The organism is Eggerthella sp. BIOML-A1 (genome assembly GCF_009875595.1).
In the GTDB taxonomy this organism is placed as follows: Bacteria; Actinomycetota; Coriobacteriia; order Coriobacteriales; family Eggerthellaceae; genus Eggerthella; species Eggerthella lenta.
The window spans coordinates 117264-140738 of the sequence record NZ_WWRZ01000006.1 but is presented as its reverse complement, the minus strand read 5'-3'; the positions used below and the strand labels follow the sequence as shown (position 1 = coordinate 140738).

Annotated in this window: 22 protein-coding genes; 5 read left to right on the top strand and 17 right to left on the bottom strand. The window is 61.6% G+C overall.

Features of this window, described 5'->3' with window-relative positions:
• Positions 1-9: 9 nt before the first annotated feature.
• Positions 10-1353: an MATE family efflux transporter gene (locus tag GT590_RS08570; RefSeq protein WP_009304249.1), complete on the bottom strand. Its 1344-nt coding sequence runs from the start codon at positions 1351-1353 to the stop codon at positions 10-12.
• A 133-nt stretch (positions 1354-1486) separates the two neighbouring features.
• Here GT590_RS08570 and GT590_RS08565 point away from each other — a divergent pair, with 133 nt between their 5' ends.
• Positions 1487-2269, top strand: coding sequence for a MerR family transcriptional regulator (locus GT590_RS08565; RefSeq protein WP_009608283.1), 783 nt, complete (start codon positions 1487-1489; stop codon positions 2267-2269).
• 82 nt (positions 2270-2351) lie between these two features.
• Here the strand turns inward: GT590_RS08565 and trxA are convergent, their stop codons facing one another.
• Positions 2352-2660 (bottom strand): thioredoxin, encoded by a 309-nt coding sequence (gene trxA / locus GT590_RS08560; protein WP_009304247.1) that lies wholly within the window; start codon positions 2658-2660, stop codon positions 2352-2354.
• A 281-nt stretch (positions 2661-2941) separates the two neighbouring features.
• Between trxA and GT590_RS08555 the strand changes: the two genes are divergently transcribed.
• Positions 2942-3874, top strand: a complete 933-nt coding sequence (locus GT590_RS08555; protein WP_021409942.1) for a patatin family protein — start codon at positions 2942-2944, stop codon at positions 3872-3874.
• 1021 nt (positions 3875-4895) lie between these two features.
• Here the strand turns inward: GT590_RS08555 and GT590_RS08550 are convergent.
• Together GT590_RS08550 and GT590_RS08545 are read right to left on the bottom strand one after the other, a co-directional pair.
• Entirely contained in the window at positions 4896-5822 is a 927-nt protein-coding gene (locus GT590_RS08550; protein WP_009304244.1) for an ion transporter, read from the bottom strand.
• Positions 5823-5834: 12 nt separating this feature from the next.
• Positions 5835-6158, bottom strand: coding sequence for a putative heavy metal-binding protein (locus tag GT590_RS08545; RefSeq protein ID WP_009304242.1), 324 nt, complete (start codon positions 6156-6158; stop codon positions 5835-5837).
• Between the two features lie 135 nt (positions 6159-6293).
• Here GT590_RS08545 and GT590_RS08540 point away from each other — a divergent pair, with 135 nt between their 5' ends.
• Entirely contained in the window at positions 6294-7967 is a 1674-nt protein-coding gene (locus GT590_RS08540) for a cation:proton antiporter (RefSeq protein ID WP_009304240.1), read from the top strand.
• On the opposite strand, the gene panF is transcribed toward GT590_RS08540, so the two are convergent.
• The 3 genes from panF to GT590_RS08525 form a co-directional block, all read right to left on the bottom strand.
• The gene (panF, locus tag GT590_RS08535) at positions 7964-9502 is read right to left on the bottom strand and encodes a sodium/pantothenate symporter (protein WP_009304238.1); all 1539 of its coding nucleotides are present in this window, start codon (positions 9500-9502) and stop codon (positions 7964-7966) included. The genes GT590_RS08540 and panF overlap by 4 nt on opposite strands.
• Positions 9495-9770 carry a YhdT family protein gene (locus GT590_RS08530; RefSeq protein ID WP_009304236.1) on the bottom strand — a complete coding sequence of 92 codons (276 nt, stop codon included), beginning with the start codon at positions 9768-9770 and terminating at the stop codon, positions 9495-9497. The genes panF and GT590_RS08530 overlap by 8 nt, the downstream gene beginning before the upstream one ends.
• Positions 9771-9854: 84 nt before the next feature.
• Positions 9855-10445 (bottom strand): response regulator transcription factor, encoded by a 591-nt coding sequence (locus tag GT590_RS08525; protein ID WP_009608274.1) that lies wholly within the window; start codon positions 10443-10445, stop codon positions 9855-9857.
• Between the two features lie 154 nt (positions 10446-10599).
• Here GT590_RS08525 and GT590_RS08520 point away from each other — a divergent pair, with 154 nt between their 5' ends.
• Entirely contained in the window at positions 10600-11427 is an 828-nt protein-coding gene (locus GT590_RS08520; protein ID WP_226844377.1) for a hypothetical protein, read from the top strand.
• A 220-nt stretch (positions 11428-11647) separates the two neighbouring features.
• On the opposite strand, the gene GT590_RS08515 is transcribed toward GT590_RS08520, so the two are convergent.
• The 5 genes from GT590_RS08515 to GT590_RS08495 form a co-directional block, all read right to left on the bottom strand.
• Positions 11648-12184, bottom strand: coding sequence for a DUF2812 domain-containing protein (locus GT590_RS08515; RefSeq protein ID WP_009304233.1), 537 nt, complete (start codon positions 12182-12184; stop codon positions 11648-11650).
• Complete coding sequence (locus GT590_RS08510) at positions 12181-12498, bottom strand: PadR family transcriptional regulator (protein ID WP_009304232.1); 318 nt, start codon at positions 12496-12498, stop codon at positions 12181-12183. Before GT590_RS08510 ends, GT590_RS08515 begins: the two co-directional genes overlap by 4 nt.
• 140 nt (positions 12499-12638) lie before the next feature.
• Positions 12639-14552, bottom strand: coding sequence for a threonine--tRNA ligase (gene thrS / locus GT590_RS08505; protein ID WP_114558079.1), 1914 nt, complete (start codon positions 14550-14552; stop codon positions 12639-12641).
• Between the two features lie 142 nt (positions 14553-14694).
• Complete coding sequence (locus GT590_RS08500; protein WP_009304230.1) at positions 14695-15246, bottom strand: zinc ribbon domain-containing protein; 552 nt, start codon at positions 15244-15246, stop codon at positions 14695-14697.
• Positions 15247-16039: 793 nt separating this feature from the next.
• Positions 16040-16252, bottom strand: coding sequence for a helix-turn-helix transcriptional regulator (locus GT590_RS08495; protein WP_161171005.1), 213 nt, complete (start codon positions 16250-16252; stop codon positions 16040-16042).
• Between the two features lie 159 nt (positions 16253-16411).
• On the opposite strand from GT590_RS08495, the gene GT590_RS08490 reads away from it, so the two are divergent.
• Positions 16412-16648 (top strand): hypothetical protein, encoded by a 237-nt coding sequence (locus tag GT590_RS08490; RefSeq protein ID WP_114558078.1) that lies wholly within the window; start codon positions 16412-16414, stop codon positions 16646-16648.
• Positions 16649-16699: 51 nt separating this feature from the next.
• On the opposite strand, the gene GT590_RS08485 is transcribed toward GT590_RS08490, so the two are convergent.
• The 5 genes from GT590_RS08485 to GT590_RS08465 are packed head-to-tail and all read right to left on the bottom strand — an operon-like array spanning position 16700 to position 23458.
• Positions 16700-18514, bottom strand: coding sequence for a fibronectin type III domain-containing protein (locus GT590_RS08485; protein ID WP_114558077.1), 1815 nt, complete (start codon positions 18512-18514; stop codon positions 16700-16702).
• 42 nt (positions 18515-18556) lie between these two features.
• On the bottom strand, positions 18557-19624 hold the full coding sequence (locus tag GT590_RS08480; RefSeq protein WP_161171004.1) for an N-acetylneuraminate synthase family protein: 1068 nt from the start codon (positions 19622-19624) through the stop codon (positions 18557-18559).
• On the bottom strand, positions 19621-21249 hold the full coding sequence (locus GT590_RS08475) for an acylneuraminate cytidylyltransferase (RefSeq protein WP_114550521.1): 1629 nt from the start codon (positions 21247-21249) through the stop codon (positions 19621-19623). Before GT590_RS08475 ends, GT590_RS08480 begins: the two co-directional genes overlap by 4 nt.
• Positions 21246-21929 (bottom strand): DapH/DapD/GlmU-related protein, encoded by a 684-nt coding sequence (locus tag GT590_RS14760; RefSeq protein ID WP_271802456.1) that lies wholly within the window; start codon positions 21927-21929, stop codon positions 21246-21248. The genes GT590_RS08475 and GT590_RS14760 overlap by 4 nt, the downstream gene beginning before the upstream one ends.
• Positions 21926-23458: a lipopolysaccharide biosynthesis protein gene (locus GT590_RS08465; protein WP_114550523.1), complete on the bottom strand. Its 1533-nt coding sequence runs from the start codon at positions 23456-23458 to the stop codon at positions 21926-21928. Before GT590_RS08465 ends, GT590_RS14760 begins: the two co-directional genes overlap by 4 nt.
• Positions 23459-23475: the final 17 nt, after the last annotated feature.

Here is a 23475-nt window from a genome sequence, read left to right as displayed (position 1 = left end):
GGGCGCCCGCTAGCAGGCCTCGCTTGCCGCAGGCTCTGCCGCGCGATCGGGCCGACGCGCGCGATGACGGTAGCGCAGCAGAGCGGCGGCCGCCACGGACAGCACCATCTGCACGGCGGTCACCGACAGCCAGATGCCGTCGAGCCCGAACAGGCGCGCCGCGCCGAACACGATGAGAACGACCAGCAGCGCCTCGCCGTACACGATGGCGCTCGACGCCTTCGCGTCGTCCACCGCGTAGAAATACGAAGTGGACGCATGGGTGAACCCGTAGAACACGTACGCGGTGGAGAAGACGGGCAGCGCGTACGCGATGAGCCCCGCCGTCTCGTCGGACGCCCCGAACAGCAGCGGCACCTGATTCCGCAGCAAGTACATGGCCGCCAACCCCAACACGCCCAGGCTGATGGTGATCAGGTAGTTCGTGTTGCGGAAGCGGCGCACGCCGTCGGCGTCGCCCGCGCCGTAGTGCTTGGAGATGAGCGGCTGCGAGCCGTCGCCCACGCCCTGGATGAGCATCTGGATGACGCAGGCGGTGTACGACACCACTGCGTAGGCCGCCAGCGCCTGCTCGCCGCCGTACATCGACAGGTTCACGTTGATGGCCACCACCGTGGCCTCGGGCAAAAGGGTCAGCCCGAACGGCGCCAGCCCCAACCGCAGCGCATGCAGCGCGATATGCCGGTCGGGACGCAAGTCGGCCACGGCGATGCGGTTCTCCCTCTTCAGGAAAAAGCCCAGCACCAGCAGAAACGCCGAAACCTGCGAGACCACGGTGGCCGCCGCCGCACCGGCGGTGCCCATGCCCAGCAAGATGACGAACACGTAGTCAAGCGCCACGTTCATCAAGCCGGCGAACACCTGCACGGCCATCGCGTAGGCCACTTTCCCCTGGTTGCGGATAAGCGGCGTGCAGCCGGTCACGAGGATCTGGAACGGGACGCCCCAGGCGATGACGCCCGTGTACGCCGCCGCCTGCGCCAGCGTCTCGCCCTGGCCTCCTAAAAGCTCGCAAATGGGCGTCGCCAGCGTGAACAGCAGCGCCATGATGGGCACGGCGGACAGCGCGAGCATCGTGAGCGTGGTGCCCATGGCGCGCCGCGCCTTCGCCTCGTTTCCGGCGCCGCGCGCGATGGACGAGATCACGCCGCCGCCCATGCCGACGCCCGTGCCCACGGCCATGATGAACGCCACCAGCGGGAAGGCCACGTTGATGCCGGCCAGGCCCGCGTCTCCTACCGCGTGTCCCACGAACACGCCGTCGATGATGCTGTACACGCCGCCCAACGTGAACGTGATCATCGTGGGGACGATGTATTTCAAATACTCTTTGAGCATGCCTCTGGTAATCATGTCATGTCGCTCCGATATGCAATTTGCTGAGATTTTTTCCGCATGGTACTCTAAACCTTAAAGCTGCTTTAAGGTAAAGCCCGCAATGTGCGGGATTCGCCGAATCTTCAGACCATCGATAAGGAACGCGCCCATGACCTTGCCCCGCCTCTACGACATCAAAGAAGCAGCCCGCTACCTGGGCGTCGCCTCCTCCACGCTGCGCTATTGGGAAAGCGAGGGCCTCGTGCAAGCCGGACGGGGCGAAGCGAACGGCTACCGCCAGTATTCGCTGCATGATCTCATCGAGGCCAGCGAGATCGCGTTCTACCGCAAACTGGGCGTGCCGGTCAAGGAGCTGCGGGGGTACCGAGCGCTTTCGGCGCGCAGCCTGGACGAGGCCCTCGCGCGCACCGAGGACGGCGTCGAGCAGCGCATCGCCGAGCTGGAAGCCACGAAGGCGCGCCTCGCCCGCCAGCGCGCGCTCAACGCGAAAGCCGAGGAGCTGCGACGGGCGGGCATGCAGCCCGGCTCCCCGGCCATCGGCAGCCTGAGCGCCATCGACTACGATGCCGCGGCTCCCTGGAAGCTGCTCGTGGAGGAGCCCTGGCGCTACGGGGTGGTCGTCTTTGCGGACAAGCCTGACGAGGTTTACGAGTCGGCCGTGGACGCAGGCGCGCAGGACGGTGCCGTGCTTTGGCGCCGATCGAGCGCGCACGACGAGACGACCTGCCGGGAGTGCCTGCTCAAAGTGTCCCCCACTGCCGACGCCAGCAACGCCGCCGCGCTGTTCGCCGAAGCCTCCCGCCAAGGCATCGAGCCTCAGGCGGTGGTGGGAAACTACCTTCTGACGGCATCGGACGAAACAGGACGCTGGGACTGCCATCGCGCCTGGGTGGTGGGGGAAACGCCGCGCGATCCCGCAGACGACCGGTAAGCCCGGGCGACATCCGGCATGCGGGCGCAAAAAAGCCCCCTCCGAGCGGAGAGGGCTTCGCTGCCTCAGGCCGAGGAAGAAGCTAGCCGATCATCGAGAGGATGTTCTGCTTGGGCTGCACGCCCACGGCCTGGTTCTTCACCTGGCCGTTTTCGAACACCATGAGAGTGGGCACGCTCATGACGCCGTACTTCTGCGCGATGTCGGGGCTCTGGTCGATGTCGAGCTTGTAGACGGCTGCCTTGCCGGCCGTCTCGGCGGCAACCTCGTCGAGCGTGGGCGCGAGCATCTTGCACGGACCGCACCACGTGGCGAAGAAGTCCACGAGAACGGGACCCTGCGCATCAAGCACCTTGGACTGGAAATCGGAAGAAGAAACGACCTCGCTCATGTTAAAGCCTCCTTTGTAGGGGCCGCGCGCATCTCTCACCCGCGGCAATTCTTGTTCGCATCGTATTGTAAACGCGTTTGCTCAACTGTGCATCAAATTGTTACGGTTCGGAGCATGAATCTCGACATTCCCGACATTTTCGCCCGGTGAACGGTCGTCGAGGACGGTCTCCTCCATCGTTGCTCCACAGACGGCGGCCTTGTTGCACGTCTTGCCTGCGAATGCTCGAGGGGCGGGCGCGCTGAGATATAATCGGAGACGACGCACAGAAAGGAACCCGCATGAGCGAAACGACCGAGCACGCCTCCGCAGCACCCGCCTCCTCGCCCGCATCGTCGCACGTGCCCGCTTGGCGCGGACACGGCACCGTCCCGGTGAACCTCGTGCTGGAAGGCGGCGCCATGCGCGGCCAGTTCACGGCCGGCGTGCTGGACTTCTTCATGGATCAGAAGCTGTTCTGCGAGCGCGTCATCGGCGTGTCGGCGGGTGCGCTGTGCGGCTACAACTACGTGGCCGGCGAAGACGGGCGCACGTGCTACCTCAACACGAAGTACTGCGACGACTGGCGCTATCTGTCCATGAAGAGCTTCGTGCGCACCGGCAACGCCTGCGGGCGCGAGTTCGCTTTCGACGAGATCCCCAACCGCCTGGAGCCGTTCGACTACGCCGGGTTCGACCAGTCGCCCATGCAGCTGATCGCCGTTTCCAGCGACCTCGTCACCGGCGAGGCGGACTACCACCCCTTCGCCGACTCGCTGGCCGACCTGCCCTACCTCATCGCGTCGTCGTCCATGCCGCTGGTCAGCCAGATCGTGGACGTCGACGGCAAGCTGCTGCTGGACGGCGGCACCTGCGACAGCGTGCCCATCGTGTACTCGATGCTGACCGGCGCGCGCAAGCACATCGTGGTGCTCACGCAGGCGGCCGACTACGTGAAAGGACCGAACAAGCTCATGGCCATCCTGCGCCAGCGCTATGGGCTGTACCCCCACTACCTCGAGCGCCTGCAGCACCGCCACTACGAGTACAACCGCACCTACCGCGCGCTGCCTCGCCTGCACGATGCCGGAAAGCTGTTCCTCATCAGGCCTCCCGAGCCGGTTACCGTGGGCAGCATGGAGCGCGACGCCGACAAGCTGTTCGCACTCTACGAGCAGGGCTACGCCGAAGCGGCCCGTCGCTGGCCCGCGCTCCAAGCCTACCTGGAAGCGTAAAGGCCGGCTCAGCGCACCCGCATCGCAAGGCGTCCCGTTCGCACGAACGGCCTGCGCATGCGGCCCTCTTCCCGCGCAGTTGTCCGACGCGCACAGCGGCGCGCCCGCGCCGAAGCCGCAGGACGTCACGCCGCGCTCTCGCCCGCATCGAAGCCGCAGGGCGTCACGCCGCGCCCGCGCCCGCATCGAAGCCGCAGGGCGTCGCGCCGCTCACGCACCCGTGTAGAAGCCGCAGGGCGTTGCGCCGCGCTCTCGCCCGTGTAGAACCGCGCCCGCGCCCCCACCGCACCACGGATGCGCAGAACCGGCGGAGCCCGCGCGGGCGACGCGATCCGGCTCCGATCCCTCCTCGCCTCGAGGCACCCTGATGCGCTCAAATGTTTCACGTGAAACAATCTGGTGCTTGAGAACAGGTGTTTCACGTGAAACATTCGGGCCCTTCGCTGTTTCTAGTGGTACGCCAAGGGCGGCTCGATCCCGGTGCCCCTCTTTCGCGGCATGCGGGGGCGGGACTCGCGGGCGGAGCGCGAGGCGCGCGGGACGGGCAGGCGGAGCGCGGGGCGCGCGGGGCGGGAGGGCAAGCCGTCGCGTCCGACGCGAATGGGCTCGCTTCAGCATCGGCCTGACGACGGGCTGGCAAGCGGGATGGCAGAGATTGCACGCTATGCACGATTATTTGGGCCCGTCGTCAAAGGCGCAGGAAGAAAACCCAGGTCGGAAGAAACGGCGATGGCGGCGAATCGTGCATAGCGTGCAATCTCTGCCATGCGGAGACGTGCGGAGGCGGCGCGAGCGGGGGCGCGGGCGACCTCCCGCAGAGCCTATGCCACCACGGGCTCCACCCTGCACCCCGCTTCGACGCGCCCGATTATTTCACGTGAAGCAATCGGGCGCTTGAGAGCAAATATTTCACGTGAAGCATCTTGGCCGCGCGCGGGTGCCGCGTGCCGAAAAATCGCACGCGGACGGACCAGGCGCGCGGGTGCGGAGCGCCAGAGGGCCTGACGGGGACGCAGGCTCCCTAGGCGTCGCGGTCCGCTTCCCCGCCTTCGGCCGGTCCGCCTTCCGCAGCGCGCTCGTCGAAGCCTCCTTGCAACGCGTCGGCATCGAGCCGGTCGCGCGCATCCTGAGCCCGGAACTCGGACACGAACCCGGCTGAGAAGATGCCGGCCGGAATGGCCACCACGCCGATTGACAGGAGCATCGTGCAGAAGCCGACGAGGCGCCCGGCGGCCGTGACGGGCACGAGGTCGCCGTAGCCCGTGGTGGTGATGGTGGTCATCGCCCAGTACATGCCCGTGAACACGCTGTCGAACTTCTCGGGCTGCACGGGATGCTCGATTTCGTACATGAGCACGCTGGCCGTTACGGTGAGCAGGGCGAGCACCATGAATGCCGCCACGATCTCCGGACGGCGCTTTCGGAACACGCGCGCGATGGAGCGCAGACCGCGCATGTAGCGCGACAGCTTGATAAGGCGCACGAGGCGGATGATGCGAGCCGCGTTCAGCATGGAGGACGACACGGGCACGAACAGCACGAGCAGACCGGGCGCGAAGGCCAGCAGGTCGATGATCCCCATCGGCGACAGCGCGTAGCGCATGCGTGCGCGAGCGGGCGATGCATCGGGATGGACGAGGTCGGCAGTCCACAGGCGCGCGGCGTACTCCAAGCCGAAGCACACGCTGGACGCCAGCCCGAAAGCCAGAAGCGCCGCCGACACCCCGGCCGGGATGCCGGGCTGCGTCTCGGCGAACACGAGGATCGCGTTCGCGACGATGAGCGCGAACAGCGCGATGCCCACGATGCGCGCGACGGCGTTGCCGCGCCGCACGTCCTCGAGCGCAAAGTACGCCTCCCGCTTGAACGCCGAGGGGGCGCGGCGGGGCGCGCGCTTCGCATCCCGCGCACCCCCCGCGTGCCCTGCGTTTCGCCTCGCTGCGCCCATCGCGTCGGCCCCTTACGCCTGCTCGAGGGTCACGGCGGTGCCGGAAGCGGTCACCATGAGCATGTTGCCTTGACCCAGCACCTCGTAATCCATGTCCACGCCCACCACGGCGTGCGCGCCCATGGAGGCCGCACGCTGCTCCAGCTCCTGCAGAGCCTCGTTGCGGGCCTGCAGAAGCTCCTGCTCGTAGCCCTCGCTGCGGCCGCCCACGATGTTGCGGATGCCCGCGCCGAAATCGCGCAGGAAGTTGATGCCGGTGATAACCTCGCCGAACACGATGCCGTAGTAGCCGGTGATGCGGTAGCCTTCGACGGAGGGGGTAGTGGTCACGATCATGGGCGTTCCTTTCAACGGACGAGCGAACCGATGCGCTTTGCGTGTCCGTTAGCATACCACGATCAGCGCGGAGCCGAGGGTGTACAATAGCAACGTTTACCTGCACCTATGCCAAACATGCACGAAAGGCAACCTATGACCGTCGACCTCGTTTCGCTCGCCATCATCGCGCTCGTCGCGGCAGCCTGCCCGATCGTCGCCAAACTCATCCCCAACAAGCTGGTTCCCGAGACGGTGTTCCTGCTCATCGCCGGCGCGTTGCTGGGGCCGAACATGACGGGCGCCATCGTGCTCACCGACGCGGTGGGGCTGCTGTCCGACCTCGGCCTGGCGTTTTTGTTCCTGCTAGCCGGCTACGAGATCAATCCGAAGAGCCTCACCGGGAGCCAGGGCAAGCGCGGGCTGGCAACCTGGTGCGTATCCATCGTCCTGGCGTTCCTCTTCGTGCATTTCGCCAGCGGCCTGTTTTCCAACGAGCTCGAGTCGGTTGCCATCGCCATCGCGTTGACCACGACGGCGTTGGGCACGCTCATGCCCATCCTGAAGGAGCGCGGACTCATGGGAACGCAGGTGGGCGAATCCGTCCTCGCATACGGCACCTGGGGCGAGCTGGGCCCGGTGCTGGCCATGGCGCTGCTCTTGTCCACGCGCGCGGAATGGAAGACCGTGCTCATCCTGCTCGCGTTCGTCGCCTTGTGCGTGGTGGCGGCCGTCGTTCCCGCGAAGGCGAAGAAGGCCGGGCACAAGCTGTTCAACTTCCTCACCGAGAACGCGGAAGGCACCTCCCAGACCATGATGCGCGTCACCGTGCTGCTGCTGGTGGGGCTGGTGGCGCTCTCCGCGGCGTTCGACCTCGACATCGTGCTGGGCGCGTTCGCCGCCGGGTTCGTGCTGCGCTACATCATTCCCGAGGGCGATCACGCGCTGGAGCATAAGCTGGACGGCGTGGCGTACGGCTTCCTCATCCCCGTGTTCTTCGTCGCCTCGGGCGCGAAGATCGACCTCATGGCCGTGTTCCAGCAGCCTGTGGTGCTGGTCGGGTTCATCGTGCTGCTCCTGCTCATCCGCACCGTGCCCATATTCGTCGCACTCGCCACCGGCAAGGACACGCGCAGCATCTCCACGCACAACCGCTTGACCATCGCCCTGTACTGCACCACGGCGCTGCCCATCATCGTGGCGGTGACCTCGGTAGCCGTGAGCGCAAACGCCATGTCGCAGGAGACGGCCAGCGTGCTGGTGGCCGCCGGCGCCATCACCGTGTTCCTCATGCCGCTGATGGGCATGCTCACTTATCGCGTGGCCGACGCGAAGCCCATCGAGGCCGTGAAGGAGATCAGCCGCAACCCGCGCGACATCGGCGACATCCTGCGCGAGCACTGGGAGCTGGAGCGCATGCTGGCACGCAAGGAGGCGCTCGAGCGGCTGGCGGCACGGCGCGAGGAGCGCGGCCGAGACGGTGAGTCCTGGGAGGAGCAAGCGGCGCTGCTGCAACGTCGCTCGGCCCGCAAGCGCGCCATCGACGAGGCGCTCGACCTGGCCGCACAGGAGATGGCGCGTCGCGAGCTGGCGCCCGATGCCCGTCCCGACGGAGACGACCCGCTGCTGGCGCAGGCTCTGCAGCATCGCGAAGAGCGGCGGCGTCGCATGGCCGAGCGCGTTGTGCGCGAGTACCGTCGGCGCATGGACGAGATGGGCCGTGCGGCAGAGCGGATGGGACTGAGCGAAGACGACGTCAGGCAGATGTTCGAGGACGCGCGACAACGTCGCGACGAACACCCCGACGAACGCGACGGCCGGCGGCGCTAGCCCGCGCGGCGAGTCGAGGACCCGTTCGCAGCCTCCGCGCCGCTGTCGCAATCAGGGAAGAACACCTCCATGCGGCTGGCCGGCGCCTGCTTGCCGGCCAGCGAGCCTGCGACCATGCACACGCCAGCCACGACGATGCCTATGACGATCTGATGCAGATCGGCCACTTTGAAGCCGAGCGCCATCGTTGCGCAATACGCCAGCGTACCGCCCGCCATCGACCACAGCGCACCCGTCCGGTTCGCCCGCTTCCAGAACAGGCCGCACACCATCACCCAGAAAAACGCCGTCTCAAGGCCGCCGAAGGCGAACATGTTGATCTTCCATATGACGTCGGGCGGCACGACGGCCAGCACGAACACCACCGCGCCCAGCCCCAGCGTAACCGCCTGGCTCGACACGGACAGCGCACGCTCCCCCATGCGGCGGCCGCGCGCTTCGGCGTAATGCATCCACACGTCCTTGACCAGCGCCGAGGATGACGAGATGAGCAGCGAGGACACGGTTGAGATGGAGGCGGCCACCGGCCCGATGATAGCTATGCCCGCCAGCACCGGCGGCAGCGTCCGCGAGATGGCCAGCGGGATGATGTTGTCCACGCTGCCGCCGTAGGCCGCCAGATCCTCGGTGAGCACGCCAGCGGCCAACACGCCGAGCGCCGTGACGCCGATCATCATGGCGCCGATGATGACGGTGCCCACGATCATGGCGCGGTGGAGCGATTTCACGTCCTTGTACCCCATCGTGCGCACCACCGACTGCGGCAGGACGAACGTGAACACGCCCACGAGCAGCCACTGGGTAAGGTACAGCGACGGCGGCATGTTGCCGCCGGACGTGGGCTCCAGCATCTCGGGGTGGTTCTGCGCGATCGAACCCATGATAGCCTCGTAGCCGCCGCCGGCGTCCAGGATGCCCGCGGCCAGGACCACGATGCCCACGAGCATGGCGATGCCGCAGAGCGCATCGGTCAGCGCCACGCCGCGGAAGCCGCCGATGGTGGTGAACAGAATCACGGCAACGCCGAAGAGCACGAGGCCGAACACGTAGGAGTAGCCGGTCACGGCCTCGAACAGCTTCGCACCGCCCACGAACTGCGCGATCATGGTGGCGCCGAAGAACACGACGACGATGGCGGCCGACAAGTTCGCGAGCGCGTTCGATCCGTAGCGAGCCCGGACGACGTCGGCCACCGTGATCGCATCGAGCTTGCGCGCGATGAGCGCCATCTTCTTGCCCACGATGCCGTACAGCAGAACGAGCGCCGTCACCTGCACCACGGCCATGTACACCCAGCCGAAACCGATGCTCCACGCCTGGCCCGGACCGCCCACGAACGAGCTCACCGACCCGTACGTGGCGATGGTGGTCATGGCCAGCACGAAGCCGCCCAGGCCGCGGTTGCCGATGAAGTACTCCTTCACGAAGCCGCCGCCGTCCGACGCGCTCTGCGTGCGATGGCGCACGACCACGCTGAGCCCTACGGCGAACGCGAGGAACAGCGCGACGGGGACGAGCGCGGCGAGGTTACCCATCAAGGCCCTCCTCGTCGTCCAGCGGGAAGTCGGCGAACACGAACCGCGCCAGCACGACGGCGGCGATGACCGCGGCGACCCATGTGCCCATGCACCCCGCGATTATCCACAAAGGCGTGCCGAACAGCTGGACGTCGAAGCCTGCGAGCCCGAACCCGCCCACGAGCCACACCGCCACGATGACGGCCAGCGCTGCCGCCGTGGCCTTCGCCTCCCTGTTCGTCTGAGCGAGCTTGTCCCGATAGCTCGCAAGTTCCCTCTGCGCCATGCGCGCACCTCCCCGCCGTCGCCGCGCCGTTTCGTCCAACGTATGGTACACCAAGCGCAGCCGTCCCGCGCGCCCCAGTTGGGGCTAGATGGCCGATGACACCTTTTCCAGCAAATCGGCTTTGCCGTTGACGCCCATCTTCGCGTAGATGCGGCGCACGTGGCTCTTCACCGTGTTGAGCGACACCACCAACTCGTCGGCGGCCTCGGCGAACGTGCGGCCCTCCATGAGCAGGCGCAGCACGTCCTCCTCGCGGCGCGTCAGGTCGTAGGAGCGCGCGAGGCGCGCGCAGGTGGCGTCGAGGCCGGTGCCCCATTCCGACCCCGGCGCGGCAGCCGGCGTTGCAGGTCGGGGAGCCGGCCGATGGAGCTGCAGATAAGCCACGGCAGCGGCCATGTCGCGGTTGCGCCAGCGGCGCTCGAGCAGCAGGCACGACGGGAACGACAAGAGACACGCGCAGGCGGCGAACGTCGCGGCCGCATCGACGCCCCGCGCATCGAGCGCCATAAGCGATCCGACAAGGGTCACGCCGAAGCAGGCAGCCCACGCGCCCGCCGCCCGATACGCCGTGCGGTTGACGCGCGCGCGGAAAAACGCCCGCACCACCGCCGCGCAGAACGCGGCGTACACGACGCACGTCAGCGCCAGCACCGCCACCGTCGACCACGAAACCATCGCCGCTCCTTCCCTTTTGCCGCTTGGATCGTCCCAGCATAGCGCAAGCCGCCCGGCGCGGCCGGCAGAACCGGTGATGAAAAACTTCATCATTGCCGCATCGCCGAGGGTCGTGCTAGGTTGGATGCGGAAGAACACGAAGAAGGAGAACCTTATGAGCGCAGCACGCAGCAGAATCGCACGGACCCTGATCGGCGCCGCCTGCATCGCGGCGGCCACCTGCGCGCTCGTCTGGTTCGCCTTCCAGTTCGCCCCCGGCGAGCCGCGCGAACGGACGACGGATCGAGAACCCCTTCCCTCGACGATCAGCACCGCGGGCAACCGAAACTACGAGGCCGAGCGCATCGTAGACGTGCCTTTCGGGCAAACCTACCGAACTGAAAGCCTGACCCGAGGGAAATGGTTCAGCGTGAGTGAGGAAGAGCGAAGTTCGTGGTCCGATGAGGAACGCGAGCGTTATCTAAGCGAATTCAACTATATATACGATTCTGACGGCGTCGAGATCGTCCCCGGCGAAACCAAAACCGTCTCCCTCGACGCATTTGCGGAGTGGTACCCCCATTACGCCTTGACGACCGGGTACACCGAGGCTCGTAAGCACGAATGCAAGATCATGCTCGTCGAACTGACTCTGACGAACACCATGGAATACGAGCAGGATCTCCCCGTCATGCAGCTTTGGAGCGAAGACTTCAACGGCGCCAACGACATGCTCGACAACGGCGGAGGCGGCGATTCGGGAAACTATCTGCTGCAGGAGCTGTACGGCACCCCTTCCGACCGAGGGCTCGTCCAAAACAGCATCCCCGACGAATGGTTCGTCCTCCAACCGGGAGAGACGCGCACCCTCACCCGCCCCTTCCTCGTCTACGAGAAGACGTTCCGCGATCCGGCGGCCTACGAGAACATCGACCCGTCTCGCTTCTGCGTCGCTTTGGCCGACTACGACCCGCCCACCATCTATCGCCTCTGGCTGGGCTGATCCTGCGCCCCCTTCGTCATCCCGGGCGAGCGCAGCATTTGACAGTCCAGCGGACTGTCAAGCTCCCGAGCACGCAAAGCGAGCGCAGGGAGGCCCCGCGCAGCAGGGACGCGAAGGATCCCATGCGGCGCCAGCCGTGGCGCTTTCCGCTGGCGCCGCATGGGATCCTTCGCGTCCCCGCCTTGCGGCGCTGCGCTCAGGATGACAACCTAGGGCGTAGTTACTCGCGCACGGCGCGCTCGCGCTTCAACCGTCGAAGCTTGCGGGCGATGCGGACGAACCCGCACGCCATGAGGATCATGATCGCCGCCCACAGCACGGCGATCGGCAGCATTTCCGGCAGGAAACCGCCTCTATGCAGCAGGCTCGCCGCTGTCGTCACCTGGACGAGGAGCACGGCCAGCACCAGCACCTCGATGCGGCGCAGATGCGCGATCTTGGAGTCGATGTCGGAGAACAGGTCGAAGGGCGCGCCATCGCGCGGGCGGCGCAGGTACGCCCAGCGGCCGTACGTTCCGACGCACTCGATGTCCAGATCGCGCAGGAAGTCCAGATAACAGCGGCCCTCGGAGCTGCCCGCCGTATGCTCCAGCAGCTCCAGACGGTACTCGCACTCCCCCGGCGCTCCCTCCTCGAACACGTAGCGGATCCCGCATACGTCGACGAGGGCCAGCCCGCGCGCGGCCCAGGCGTTCAGCCAGTCCTCCTCGCGGTCGAAATCCCATGCCCAGAACAGCCGGTGCATGACCCGCTTCATGCCGACCACCTCCCCACGATCTCCTCGCCGTTTCCCACCAGCTCGCGCAGCCGGTCGAGCTCGACCCGCACCGCATCGCGGCCGGCGTCCGTCAACCGGTACTCCTTCTTGCGCCCCGACCCTGCGCCGGGCGCCGGCTCGATCCAGCGCCGTTTCTGCAGCGTGTCGAGCGCGCCGTACAGGGTGCCCGCCGCCAGGCGCACTCGGCCGTTGCTCAGGCGCTCGGCGTTTTGCATGATGCCGTAGCCGTGCAGCGGCTCGTCGAGCGAGAGCAGGATGTAGAACACCGCCTCGGTCAGCGCGATCGATTCCACGGTTCCCCTCCGTTCCAAAACTATATCGGCTTCCGATATAGTCAGTATATCGGAAGCCGATATAGTACGCAACCGTGAAAAAAAAGCGACCCCGGCACGCTGCCGAGGTCGCTGTCACGCGGAGGATGGGGAGCGAGCGTCTACAGCGCGGCCTCGCGCAGCTTCTCCACCAGCTGCTCGACCGGCCACGCGCCGAGGTCGCCCTCGTGGCGCTCGCGCACGCTGACCGTGCCGTTCTCGATCTCCTTGTCGCCCAGCACCACCATGTACGGGATCTTCTGGCTTTGCGCCTTCGCGATCTTCACGCGCATGGGCTCGTTCTGGTCGTACACCTCGATGCGGCCGCCCGCGGCCTTCAGCTGCTTCGCCAGCTCGTGCGCCGCCTCGTTGTGACGGTCGGCCAGCGGCAGCACGGCCACCTGCACGGGAGCCAGCCACAGCGGCAGCGCGCCGGCGTAGTGCTCGATGAGGATGCCGAGGAAGCGCTCGATGGAGCCGAAGATGGCGCGATGGAGCATCCAGGGGCGCTCCTCGGTGTTGTCCTCGGTGCGGTAGGTCAGTTCGAAGCGCTCGGGCATGTTGAAGTCCACCTGCACGGTGGAGCACTGCCAGGTGCGCCCGATGGCGTCCTTCACCTTGATGTCGATCTTCGGGCCGTAGAACGCGCCGTCGCCCTCGTTGATGTCGTAGGCCAGCTCGTGGCGCGCGCAGGCTTCCTTGAGCGCGTTGGTGGCGTGCTCCCACATGTCGTCGGTTCCGATGCTCTTCTCCGGGCGCGTGGAGATCTCGGCCTCGTACTGGAACCCGAACGTGGACATGATGTGGTCCACGAGGTCGAGGATGGCCACCACCTCGTCCACTACCTGGTCGCGCGTGCAGAACACGTGCGCGTCGTCCTGAGTGAAGCCGCGGGCGCGCAGCAGGCCGTGCACGACGCCGCTCATCTCGTGGCGGTACACGGTGCCGAACTCGAAGTAGCGCAGCGGCAGGTCGCGGTAGGAATGCAGCTCGCTCTTGTACAGCATCACGTGGCCCGGGCAGTTCATGGGCTTCACGGCGTACTCGGTGAGGCGCGGATCCTCGTCGGTGCCCTCGTTGATGTTGAAGAAGTACATGTTCTCTTTGTAGAAGCCGTAGTGGCCCGAGGTCTTCCACACGTCGGCGTTGTACACGTGCGGCGTGATAACCTCCTCGTAGCCGCGCTCGTACAGGTCGCGGCGCAGCCACTCCTGCATGGTGCGGATCACGCGCGCGCCCTTGGGCAGGTACATGGGCAGACCCACGCCGGCCAGCGGATCCATGGTGTAGATGCCCAGCTCGCGGCCCAGCTTGCGATGGTCGCGCTTCTCGGCCTCCTCCAGGTTGCGCAGGTGCTCGTCCAGCTCCTTCTGCTTGAAGAAGGCGGTGCCGTAGATGCGGGTGAGCATCTCGCGCTCGGCATCGCCGCGCCAGTACGCGCCGGCCAGCTTGGTCAACTTGAACGCGCCCAGCTTGCCGGTAGAGGGCAGGTGCGGGCCGCGGCACAAGTCGGTGAACTTGCCGATGGTGTACGTGGTGATGACGGCGTCCTCCGGCAACTCGGCGATGAGCTCCAGCTTGAACGGCTGGCCCGCGAAGATCTCCTCGGCCTCGGCGCGCGTGACCACGCGACGCTCGAAGGCTTCGTCGGCCTTCACGATCTCGGCCATGCGGGCCTCGATGGCGGCAAAGTCGTCCGGCGACAGCGCGCGGTCGAGCTTCACGTCGTAGTAGAAACCGTCCTCGATGGCCGGCCCCACACCGAACTGCACGTCGCCGTAGAGGTCGACGAGCGCGGCGGCCATGACGTGCGCGGTGGAGTGGCGCAGAAGCTCCAGCCCCTCGTCGCTCTTGGCCGTGACGATGGCAACCGAGTCGCCTTCGGCCACGGGGGCCGTCAGATCGACCGGCTGGTCGTTCACGATGCCCGCGAGCGCGGCCTTCGCCAGGCCGGCGCCGATGGACGCGGCCACGTCGGCGACGGTGGAGCCGTCTGCGAGCTCTTTCTTCGAGCCGTCGGGAAGTACGATGTTCATATCTGTTCCTTTCCTGTGCCGGGCGCGCACAAAGCGCCTGCACGATCGGTTCGCAGCGAGCGCGCCTTGCGCCCGCCTTTGCGACAAAACAACGAAGCCGCCCCGTTGTTCGCGAGGCGGCTTCGATTGCATTGCGAAGTGGTTACTGCACGCCGTGCTCGGACTGAGCGGGGCGCGCCTGCCTCGTCTGCTGCTGGGTCGCCGCCTGCTGCGGCTGCTGCGTTCGAGCGCCGCGCTGCTGCGGGGCACGACGCGTGCGCGGACCACCGGCAACGGGCGTGGCGCAGTACGGGCACACGGTCCAGGTGGGGTCGAGCGCGTGGTTGCAGGTGCCGCAAAGGTTCTTGAGACGCTGGTGGCAGTTCGGGCACAGCACGAAGTCGGCTTCCACCGGGTAGCCGCAGTTCGCGCACTCGCCGTACTTCATGAGCTCGCGCTGCTTCAGCGCGATCTCCAGCTCCTGCTCGTCGCGGTCGATCTGCAGCAGCGGCGGGCGCAGCAAGCAGTACGCGATGATGCCGAGCAACGGGACGAGCGCCACGATAGCCCACACGTACCAGTAGGAACCGCGCAGGTACGCATCGCGCACCACCCAGACGATGGACAGCACATACAGGATGACCAGCAGCACCACAACCACGGTGAACGCGGCTTGCAGTTCAGGAGTCCACAGCTGGTTAAGCAGTTCGCTCATTTCAACCTCGTTTTCTTGTATATTCAGCGACTGGTGCGCAGGTATGGAAAACGCGCAATACATGCACACGATCAGTCATTATAGCAAAGTTGCCGAAAAACAAGCTCACGTGCAGGTAATTTCCGCAAGCTGTTGAATTCGAGGGCTGGTTCGAGGGCCGCCCCCTACCAGACTCTGAAGCTAAGCCCGGGCGCACGGAAGCGCGGCCGGGCCGATGAGCGGGTTCGCGGTCGAGCCGGGCCGACGCACGATTTCGGAGTGCCTGCGTGCAGCAAAATCGCCGGTTTGGCACGCCAGACCCGCCCGGATGCCATATTCCCAGGAGGCCGCCGAACACGACCTGGGGTTTCGCTTCAGCCTTCTTCGGGAAACGAGGCCGAAGTTCGTCGAGATGTGCCAAACCGACGATTTTGCTGCACATCGACAAGCGAAACCGTGCGGAGGCGGACGCGCGGTGCCGGAGAAGCGCCCCGAAACCGCCCGATCACTGTCATGGGCGCCCTTTTGCGTCCACGCAAGCTGAACCGCCGACGACGAGACAAGGAACGGCGTCAACGTCTTATCCGCCCACCTTTCCGTCATCCTGAGCGCAAGCGCGTAGGTCGCGCTGCATGTCATCCTGACGGAGCGCCGCAGGAACGTAGTCGAAGGATCCCGCGCGGCCGTAACCGCAGACGCATCGCACAAAGGGAACGCCAGAGGTAGACGAATGATGCTTTGATCACGCCGCCCTATTTGCGCAACTACCGTTCGTCAACCTTATCCGAAACCCGCTTCATCCCGTGCTTGGCACTCAGTCCTCGTCGGGGACGTACTCCATGATGTCGCCCGGCTGCACGTCGAACCGCTCGCAAATGCGAAGGATGGTGTCCGTGGTAACGGACTCCCCCTTGGAAAGCTTGGCGACGGTAACCGTGGAAAAACCGACTTCTAACTTGAGGTCGGTTTTTTTATATCCACGACGAGCAAGCATGTCGAATAGCTTGTAGTAACGAATCGACGACATTGATTCCTCCTCTTCGCACAGAGTATCAGCAATCAACGTCAACAAGAAAGCAAAATTTGGATCTACGTCGTTATTTCTCTTACTCTTTAGATCAAATATGATAAAATATTTGAATTCTTAAATATTAGATAATAATTTGCATACTGAAATGAGATGACTATGTACCGTCAAGCACCTCAAATAGAAACAGCTCTCGAAGCAGTCGATGAAGTAGCCGATGTTTGCATGACGCTCAACGGTCTTGAATCCATCGCTCTCGCGCTTTCGAAAGACGGCATGGCGGAACCAAACGCAATCACCCTCCTTTCCTGTCTCACGAACTACTGCGCACTTACCTCTTCCGCAATTCGTGAAACTTTTGAAAAGCACATAGCCTTCGACTCTAACACGATATAAGTTACACAAAATGTGGCTCAAGTCGGTTGTGCATATACATCTAAAGGCTGATCATTTGTCCGTGGTAATCGCCGCCAAACCCGAGACCTTGCCCCGCGAGTTGGAGGAGCCGTTGGTGACGTAGCCGCACACCTTGTAGTAGTACGTCCTGCCGGGCGAGGCGGTGGAGTCGGCGTAGCTCGTCCCCTTCGTCTTGCCCACCGTCGAGTACGTCCCCGAGGCCGAGGTCGACCGCATGACGACGTACCCCGAGGCCCCGGAGACGGCCCGCCACGAGACCGTCGCCCCCGACGCCGTCACGTTGGAGATCGACGTGATGACGGGCGCTTCCAAGATCGTGGGTTTAGGATCAGGCGCAGGATCAGGCTTCTCGCTGCCAACATAGGGGTTATACGAAAACCAATTGTACGTATCGTACTTGGTAGACGAAGCGGAAAGAGAGCTGTTCCAGCCATACGTCGTCAAGCTAGTCCAACTATAGTGCTCAAGATTGTAAAATGCCTGGTCGCTCTTCATGAAATAGCGATGAAGATCAGCATCGTTCCAGCCGTCATCGAACGTCACATCAACGTGATAGAAACTACCGTCGATGCTCACAAGGTTCCACGAATGATTCATGGCATCAACTAGAAGGCATGTCGCCTCGATGCCCGCAGCTTTCAAAAGACTAGAATAGGCGAACGTGTACGACTGACAAACGCCCATGCCATCAACAAGCGTTCCGTAAGCAGTATACGTAGCATATTCGACTTTATTCTGCCCGTATTCCGTCTTTTTGCACAACCAATCATGCAAAACAAATGCTTTGCCCAAATCCGTCATCGAAGAAGACGTATTCGACAACGCTTCCTTCACGGCAATGTCGAACTTGCTCTTCATAGTGCTGTACGTTGCCTTATCGCTGGTTATGTACAACGGGCTGAAGTACCTAATCAAACCGTCGCTTCCGTAGCCAACTCGATACCCCGTAAACACATTAAAGCAATCCGGGTTGTCTATGACAGCTTCAAAGTACACCTTTGAGCTGTTACCAACATCATATTTGAAAGAGGATACGTCTATGCTCTCGGCAAGGCTGTTCCAACCGGAACGCATAACGACATCGAACGCCGAATTCGTTTGATTTGTTCCTAACGCTATAGAAAACTTCGCTTCTTTTAAAATGAACACAGAATACGCTGTGCATCCGTCTTTCATTTTAGCTTGAATCTCAACGTGCCCTAATTCCCTGTCGTCGAGTTCGCCCACAGCATCGAGAGCCTGGTTCATCGAAGAATACCCCGAAGCGATACATTTTTCTGCCTCGTCACTCCGAGAGTTAATGAGTGCCTCTATCTCGGCAGACAGGGGATTGCTCGAAGGATCGACTGGCTTTTCCGATTCCTTTTCGGTTTTGGTTTCGATTTCCGCTTCGGTTTCAGGTTCGGGTTCGGGTTCGGGTTCGGCGATGTTTGTCACCATATCCGATTTCGATTCGTCTTCATCGGAAGAGAGCTCAATCGTCGGAGAGGACTCCACCTCAGGCTCCTGCACATCGTCCGCAGAATCCGAACCTTCGTTGTCAGACGATCCGTCTTCTTCCCCGATCGGCTGCACTGGCTCGCTCTCCGAAGGAATAGAAGAATCGGGTTCGACCGCTTCTTCGGATTCTAGAGCATCGTCGTTTTCAGAATCCGAAGATGCAATCGTTTCGTTTCCGGCTACTTCATTCGCAACTTCAGCAAAAGCAACGCTTGGCAAAAACGCAAAGCTCAAGACGAAAGCAAGGGTGCATGCAATAATGCAGTCAACGATTCCGCGAGATCGGCGGTCCTTGCTTAAAAAGGTCTTAGATCGAAAAAAGGATACTTCACCCTCATCTTCCATCGTCGCACCTTTCCATCTGATTCTTAGCCTCCCCCAAAATGACTAGCAGATCATCTCGCGCGTCACCGTCGTGTCTACACTAATATCGCTCAAAGCGATTCGACCAATCACCTCATCGATATCTTGCGGGGAAATTCCTGTTCCAGGACGCTTGAAAGTCAGCATTTCCCGAGTAATGACATCCCCTTGAGCAATCCTGACAGCCGTCACGATAGAACGACGAGCGTTTCTGCGAGCTTTTGCCTCGGACTCGCAGAAACCCAGCTCCTCGTTCCCAAGAAGCGTCTCCACAAATCGCACGCCTTCGATAATCTTGCGAGCATCATGAGGATCCATTGCATGATAATGATCATTGCCTGGAAGCTTTTTATCCAACGTGAAGTGTTTTTCCACCACGTGGGCGCCAAGCGCATAAGCCGCCTTGATCACGTCAGCCGACTCGTCAGGCTTGCAGTGATCGGAATAGCCGACGATAACATCTGGAAATTCCTTCGCGAGAGACGAGATGCGACGAAGGTTCGCGTGTTCGTAAGGCGTAGGATATTCCAAAACGCAATGGCACAGAACAATAGGACAGTCGTTAACTTTTCTTACTGTTTCTACGGCCCGCTCTATCTCCGCCAGATCCCCAGCGCCTACCGATACGATCATAGGCTTACCCTTAGCGGCTTGGTATTCTATGAATGGAAGGTTCGTCAAATCACTAGAAGACACCTTGTACACATCCATAAGGGATTCGAGATAATCCGCACTCTCAAAATCAAATGCCGTTGAGCAAAAATCCAGACCCAAACCAGCACAATAGTTAGCTAGCTCCCTATACTCGAACTCGCCGAAAGAATCGAACTTCTCGAACAGCGCACGCTGAGTTGTTGTCGGTTCCTCCGAATTGTCCCAGTAAGAAGGAGAATCCGCGACCGCAAGAGTTTCCGCTTTGTATGTTTGGAACTTCACAGCGTGTATCCCCGCACTTTTCGCCTCGCGGCACATAAGCTTGGCTGCTTCCATATTCGATATGCCCTCCTGCTTGGCAATATCGTAGTAGTTCACACCTATTTCCGCGATCAGTGTAAACTCGCCTGACAGAATCCTGTCGATCAATTTGCTCATAGCGACTCTCCCAAAATTATTCTCTTCACTCTTTTGATTCCCGATTTCAGATCATTCTCGAGCATGAGCCGGCGCATTTCCCTGCGCACCGACACGGCACCGATAAGCCATTCTAGAGTCGAGGCGATATCGGCATCCGATACCTCACTGCCCAAACCGAGATTGATGAACCCATTGTCCATCTGGGCAAACCGATGCAATCGCTCTCGATCATTCTGAGCGAGCACGATAGTCGGCACGCCCAAAGAAGCCAGTTCGAACGTGGTGCGACCCTGCGAGGAAATCGCCATATCCGCCTCTCGCATATAGTCGCTCACGCGTACTACGTCCTTCATCACACGAATGCCGCATTCAGGAAGCGAGACAATGCCGTCGCCGGCATATCCAGAACCTAGAATAAAATCGAACGTTATGTCGACGTTCGATTCGTTCCGAGTTCTAGCAAGCTCGTAGATCTTCGATGTCAAATCCAAGGGGTCGGTACCCCCAAACAGAACGAGGATTCGGCGCACCGTCTCTGAAAAAGGTCTCGGTTTTGCAATAAGGAACTCGTCCCTCAGAGCAACGTACGATTTGCCGGTGTAGACGTTGTGATGCGGAGAAGCGTCTTCATAGATGGCGTTCACCACGGCATCAGCCTCGCGCGCACCATCGCCCAAATCCTCGAACGTAACCACTCGCCCAGCACGTTTCTTCACTTCCCGAACGAACTCGATTTCTGTGTCGAGGCAGTCATGAATGTAAATGTCCGGACGTTTTTCATCAAGCCAAGACAACAGGTGAGCTTCGTTTTCAATCTCTACCACAGGCATGTTCGAAGCGCGCAGTTTGTCTATGCCTTCCCGATAACGAGCGTCGCACACGAACGTCACCTCGTGCTCGGTGAGAGAATACGACAGCGTCAACGCTCTAAACACGTGCCCGAGCCCGAGCTGCCGATGTCCGTCCACACGAAAGACTATGGATCTGCGAGCCAACAGCGATTCGCATACGACCCAGTCTTTCCTGGTATCAATATCGGTCGATTCAGCTTCCGGAACTTCGAACACACCAACGCTATTTCCAAGCCTTCCTGCAGGAGTCACGCACTCCCGACGCGAGACGAGGAAAGCTCCCGTTTCGACATAATGGCGCGGAAGCTGTTGGCGGTTGAGACGTTTCTCGTACGCCGGAAAAACGCGGCCCGAGCTATCCTCCATCCAGCTTAGATGGGGATTATTGACCACACTGATCAAGGTGTCGAGCTCGCTCGATAGAAAATATTCCAAAGCAGCGTCTAGTGTTTCCACCGAGAGCAAGGGCGACGTAGGCTGCAACGTCACCACGACATCGAACAAACCGTCCGCCTCGCATCTGCTGATCGCATCGTACACAACCGGATCGAGGGTAACCGCATCTTGAGCCAATCTCGACTCTCTGCCAAGCGCCAAAACGTTGTCGTATTGCGATGCGAACGCGAGCACTTCCTCCGAGTCGGAAGAAACGAGCACCTTATCGACGTATCTCGACGCAAGCGCATTCTCGATGGCGTAGGCGATCAGGGGCTTGCCGTTCATCAGGCGCATGTTCTTGCGGGGTATCCCCTTAGATCCTCCCCTAGCCGGAATGACAACCGCCACGCTCATCGCGAATCCTCCGTTTCCTGCAGCGTACGCAGCGAATCGCAGGAAAGGGGGCGCTCGAAAAAGGGAGTCGCTTCCCTGATTCTCCCATCGGACCAATCCCACCAACGAAGGGAAGACATCTCCTCGCATAACGATTCATCGAATCGTTTCTTTATAGCCTTCGCCGGACATCCTGCAACGACCGTATACGGATCGACGTTTTTCGTGACCACGGTATTAGCACCGACCACTGCACCATCGCCGATAGTTACACCTGGCAAGACGATCGCGGCACATCCTATCCAGACATCATTTCCGATCACGATCTTCTCCGCCTCGAGAGCTACATCGTCCTCGACGATTCCGAACTGCTTTCGATACCAAAACGCATGGGATGAAGGATGATCCATCGGATGAGAGGCAGCGCCGATGGTGACATCCCAGGAAATCGAGCAATAGCTTCCAATATCGGCATTTCGTATCTTCGTATACCTGCCCACGCTCGTCCTCTTTCCAAGCGACGACCCCGAGATCTGCGCGTGGTGGGAAATGTTCACATATGCTCCGAAGACCACCTCGGATAGCTCAACGTTCGGACCTATTACCACATGATGCTTGACATGCCTCAACCGGTATCCCGTATTGACGTAGGCTCGTTTGATCGAACCCCCGAACGGCACGAGCGAAGCCAATTTGCTCATCGTTCGCATTCCTTCCTTTTAAAGATACCTTTCAACAATCCGAGCACATACGCTTCCTGCTCCGTACGTGCAAAGATGAGGAGGACCAGTACGCTTGTCAGCAAGCAGGAAACGAGAATCTGCTCCGCAAAAAGCAGCCACGAGTCGCCCGGAAGCATGCGACAGACGAAACCGCATGCGAGCATGCACCCAATCCCCACCGCAGCGAACAGGACGGTTCGCACGTAATAAGTAGCGGGAGAACGATGGAAAACGTGCTTAAACAAAAGCCAAGGATCGTACCAATTTGTCGTAAGCAGACGACTGATCGCAGATGCCCAGATGACGCCTGCTATTCCAAAAGGACCTACGAAGACGACGCAAAGAACTATCGTAAGCACGCAGCTTACAAGCGGCCTGTAACGGCCCTGGAAGAATATCCCGCACCCATCCTTGAACACGACCGTCCCGTGAACCAGGCCAATCGTCAATAGATTGAAGCAGAGTCCGAGCACACACGCCGTGTCGAGTACGTACTCCTCACCAACCCATGCAGTGATAAAGGACTCGGCGCCGGCGAAAACGCACGAGCAGCACACTGCGTACACTAAGAACGATGCGAAATTCAATCTACGGAAAACCTTGAGCTTATGGTCGACGTCGGCTTCGATATGAAGACTGCCGACACTGGCCGTCATGGATCCGATAACCTGAGACAAGAAGGTGATTATCGCGGCGGTTATCATCTGATAATTCGAATACAGGCCGCTTTCGATCAAGCCGACTCCTGCAGAGATGACAACGTTGGGAACGCTTTTACCGGCGGTGTCGCTAAACTTCCCAATTGCCATAGCGTACACGTTCCTGACCAATTCGCGCTTTTCGCGCTTATCGAGCTTCTCATGCGACCGGTAATCTATATCCGGGTGCCTTCGCTTGCTGAACGCAAGGATCAAAAAACTTCTGACGATTTGAGAACAGACAAGCACGACCAGGGCAGCAATATAGTCGCCTAGAACAAGGAAGCAAAACACCTGCCCCGCAGAGGAGACAACCGCGTACGCAAGATCCGAACAGGAGACAAGGTACTTTTCCTGGTTGGCTTGGAGAAGAGCCGCTCGGTACATGAAGAAGAAATACGTGACGGCAGTGCTCAGCACGAACAGGCCGTATATCTCGTACACCTCGACGGTGATTTCGGTGTTGACTAACTCGTGCAAAAACGGCAGCGCGGCAAACGATGCAGCGATCACCGCTACGCCCATGCCTCGGTACACCTTCTTGTACAGGGCTAGAAGAGCCTCGACCTTGCGCTTATCCCCACATGCAAGAGGGCGGTAGAGGGAATACACGACAGCATTCGTCATGCCGAGTTCGGCCAAATTGAAAACCGCGATCAGGCTCGTCATGACGCTATTGAGGCCAAGATAGTATTTTCCCAACCCGATGATGAGCGCCGTTCGCACTAAGAAGCTCAACAAGAGCGCACACGATTGCGCGACCGCGCCGACGGCAACGTTCTTGAGCGCTTTGCCGGTACGTCCTCCCATGCTACTGCGGAAAGGAT